We start from the raw sequence: 3,035 nt of genomic DNA on the forward strand, positions 1-3,035 counted from the left end.
CCGCCCCGGCCTCCCTGCGGACGCGGGCCGCCGGAGCCGCCGGGACGCGGCATGCCCTGAGAGGTGGCATAGGGGTTGTTGCCCGGACGCGGACCGCCCGAACGCGAGCCCTTGCCGCGGCCACGACCGCCGGAGCCGCCGGGACGCGGCATGCCCTGAGAGGTGGCATAGGGGTTGTTGCCCGGACGCGGCGCACCGGGACGTGGTCCCGGGGTGGGCGCGGGACGGCGCGGACCCGGGGTCGGAGCCGCCGGACGCGCCTGCCGATCGGCCGCGGCAGACGTCGAGGCCTGCTGATCCGACGGCGTCGGACCGGCGGGGGCAGGCTTGGGGGCGCCCGGCTTGGGCGCGGCCGCAACCGGCTTCGGCGCCGCCGGTTTCGGGGCGCCGGAAGGCTTGGGGGCAGCCACAGTCGGCTTCGGGGCCGCCGCGGGCTTGGGGGCGGCTGGTTTCGCCGCCGGCTTGGGCGCAGTCGGCTTGGACGCCTTGGCGTCGCCGCTCTGCGCTGCGAAATGCTCGCGGACCCGGCGAGCAACGGGCGGCTCAACGGTAGAGGACGCCGCCTTGACGAACTCACCCTGATCCTTGAGCCAGGCCAGAATCACCTTCGAGGTGATCTTCTTGCCAGTGGGGTCGAGCTCCTTCGCGAGCTCATGAACGCGTGGTTTTGCCACTTTTCTCCTGTCCGGTTGCCCACCCCGAACAGGGTGGGCGCTAGTAGAGGCAGCTCATCGCCGGGTACTCATCGGGTGCCCATCAGCTTCCTACCCGCCTTTGCTATCGGTCGTGCCATCCCCGACCGGGGACGGTGTACGCGCACGTGACCGGGCCGTCCCGTGGAGGTTGACCCAGTCGCGCACGGGGGCCACATCGGGTGGCCCACTCATGCGCAGGGCGCGCCCGAAGGCGCGTCTGCGCTCGGCGAGGGCGACGCAGTCAAGGTCCGGGTGGATCCATGCGCCACGCCCCGGCATGAGAGCCCGGACGTCGACGGTCAGCTCGCCACTGTCCGTCAGGGCCAGGCGCAGCAACTGCGCCCGAGGGGCCTTACTGCGACAACCGATGCAGGTGCGTTCGGGCACATGGGGGGTGTTGACCACCGGCTGCCGCGTCCTTCCTCACTATCGACTGCCGCCGCGGCGCACCGAACCTAAGCCCGGCGCATGCCCGCAAGCAGGCCAGGTACAAGTGTAGCCGGGTTGGGCGTTAGTCCTGAGCGCCGGGGGCTGAGGGACCAGTCACGTCGTCGGCGCGCGAATCGTGGCCGGGAGCGACCTCACCGGATTCGGTGTCGGCGTGGATGTCGATCTTCCAACCCGTGAGCCGCGCCGCGAGGCGGGCGTTCTGCCCCTCCTTCCCGATCGCCAGGGACAGCTGGAAATCGGGGACAATCGCGCGGGCGGCCCGCTCCTCGGCGTTGAGCACGGTCACCGAGGAGACACGAGCCGGAGACAGGGCGTTGGCAACGAACCGGGCGGGGTCATCGGAGTAGTCGACGATGTCGATCTTCTCCCCGCCGAGCTCGGCCATGACCGCGCGCACGCGCTGCCCCATGGGGCCAATGCAGGCGCCCTTGGCGTTGACGCCGCGCACGCGCGTGCTCACGGCCACCTTGGTGCGGTGGCCGGCCTCGCGGGCGACCGAGACGATCTCGACGTCGCCGGAGGCAATCTCGGGGACTTCACGCTCGAAGAGTTTGCGCACCAGGCCCGGGTGGGTGCGGGACAGGATGATCTGGGCGCCCTTGGGACCGCGGGACACCTCGGTGACATAGGCGCGCACCCGGTCACCGTGCTTGTAATGCTCGCCGGGGACCTGCTCATGCGGGGGCATGATGCCCTCGTGCTCTCCGTCCAGGCGCACGTACACCAGGCGCGGGTCGCGGCCCTGCTCGACCGTGCCGGAGATGAGCTCGCCGGCCTTGTCCTTGAAAGCGCCCAGGACCTCGAAGTCGCGGCGGTCCTGGATCCGCTGGACGATGACCGAGCGGGCGGTGGCCTGGGCGATGCGGCCGAAGTCGTCGGGGGTGTCGTCGAAGTACTCGCCGGTGGGTTCGTCGTTCTCGTCGACCTCCGGGGCGAGCACCGTCATGTGTCCGCTGCGGCGGTCGATTTCCACGTGGGCGCCACGAATGGCTCCGGGGATCTTGTTGTAGGCGCCGAGGATAGCGTCCTCGATGGCGGGCAGGAGGTTGTCCAGATCGATGTCCAGCTCGTCCGCTGCGCCGCGCAGCTCCGGCATATTGATGTCCATGATTCCTGTGTCTTCTCTTCTCTCGGGGCGGGCGGGGCGCCGCTTACATGCGGATGACCATACGGGCGGCGGTCACGTCCGCCAACGCGATGGTGCGGGGGGCGTCGTCCACGGTGAGGGTCACGGTGTCCTCATCCGCGGCGGTGACCGTGCCCTCAAGCGTTTCGGCGTCGGCCCCGGAGCCGGTGGTGATGGCCGCCTGGTGCCCGACGGCGCGGCGGAAGTGGCGCGCCGTGCGCAGTTCCCGCTCGGCGCCGGGGGTGGATACCTCCAGCGTGTAGCGGCCCTTGATGGGGTCGGCCTCATCGACGGCGTCGGAAATGGCCCGAGTGACCTCACCGAGGGCGTCCAGATTGAGGTCGCCGGGACCGTCGGGCAGGTCGACGAACACCCGCGCGGTGGTGTACTTGCCGGCTCGCGCAAGGCGCACGTCCTCCAGGAAGAGCCCGGCCGCCTCGACGACGGGGGTGAGCAGCTGCCGCAGATTCTGCTCCTGGCTCCGGGCGGACGCGTCGGTCATGTGGAGGTTCCTCCCGTGGTGGGCCCGGTGGGGCTGACAGTGTCTGGGTGTGATTATGTGAATCTAGGAATGGTTCACGTCGGATCGGTTGATCGGGTCCATGCTACCCGTCCATGCGAGGATGACCACGTGAGACTGACTCCCGCTGCCGATTCTGTCCGCCCCTCTCGCCCCACTGGTCATTTCGACGGTCCGGCGGCGCGGGCGAGCACCACCACCCGGCGCGCGCTCATACGACGGGCGGGTGCGCTCGCCCTGGTGA

At 70.3% G+C, this 3,035-nt stretch carries 4 protein-coding genes; all 4 read right to left on the bottom strand.

Annotated features, from left to right (window positions below; translation table 11 throughout):
* A partial coding sequence (locus RWX45_RS06800; protein ID WP_316022987.1) for a translation initiation factor IF-2 N-terminal domain-containing protein occupies positions 1-674 on the bottom strand: 674 nt, incomplete at its 3' end.
* Between the two features lie 90 nt (positions 675-764).
* Positions 765-1,100, bottom strand: coding sequence for a YlxR family protein (locus RWX45_RS06805; RefSeq protein WP_316022988.1), 336 nt, complete (start codon positions 1,098-1,100; stop codon positions 765-767).
* A 106-nt stretch (positions 1,101-1,206) separates the two neighbouring features.
* Entirely contained in the window at positions 1,207-2,253 is a 1,047-nt protein-coding gene (gene nusA / locus RWX45_RS06810; protein WP_316022989.1) for a transcription termination factor NusA, read from the bottom strand.
* A gap of 43 nt (positions 2,254-2,296) precedes the next feature.
* On the bottom strand, positions 2,297-2,773 hold the full coding sequence (gene rimP, locus RWX45_RS06815) for a ribosome maturation factor RimP (RefSeq protein WP_316022990.1): 477 nt from the start codon (positions 2,771-2,773) through the stop codon (positions 2,297-2,299).
* Positions 2,774-3,035 lie beyond the last annotated feature (262 nt).

It is taken from the genome of Actinomyces sp. MRS3W (genome assembly GCF_032465695.1).
Lineage (GTDB): Bacteria > Actinomycetota > Actinomycetes > Actinomycetales > Actinomycetaceae > Actinomyces.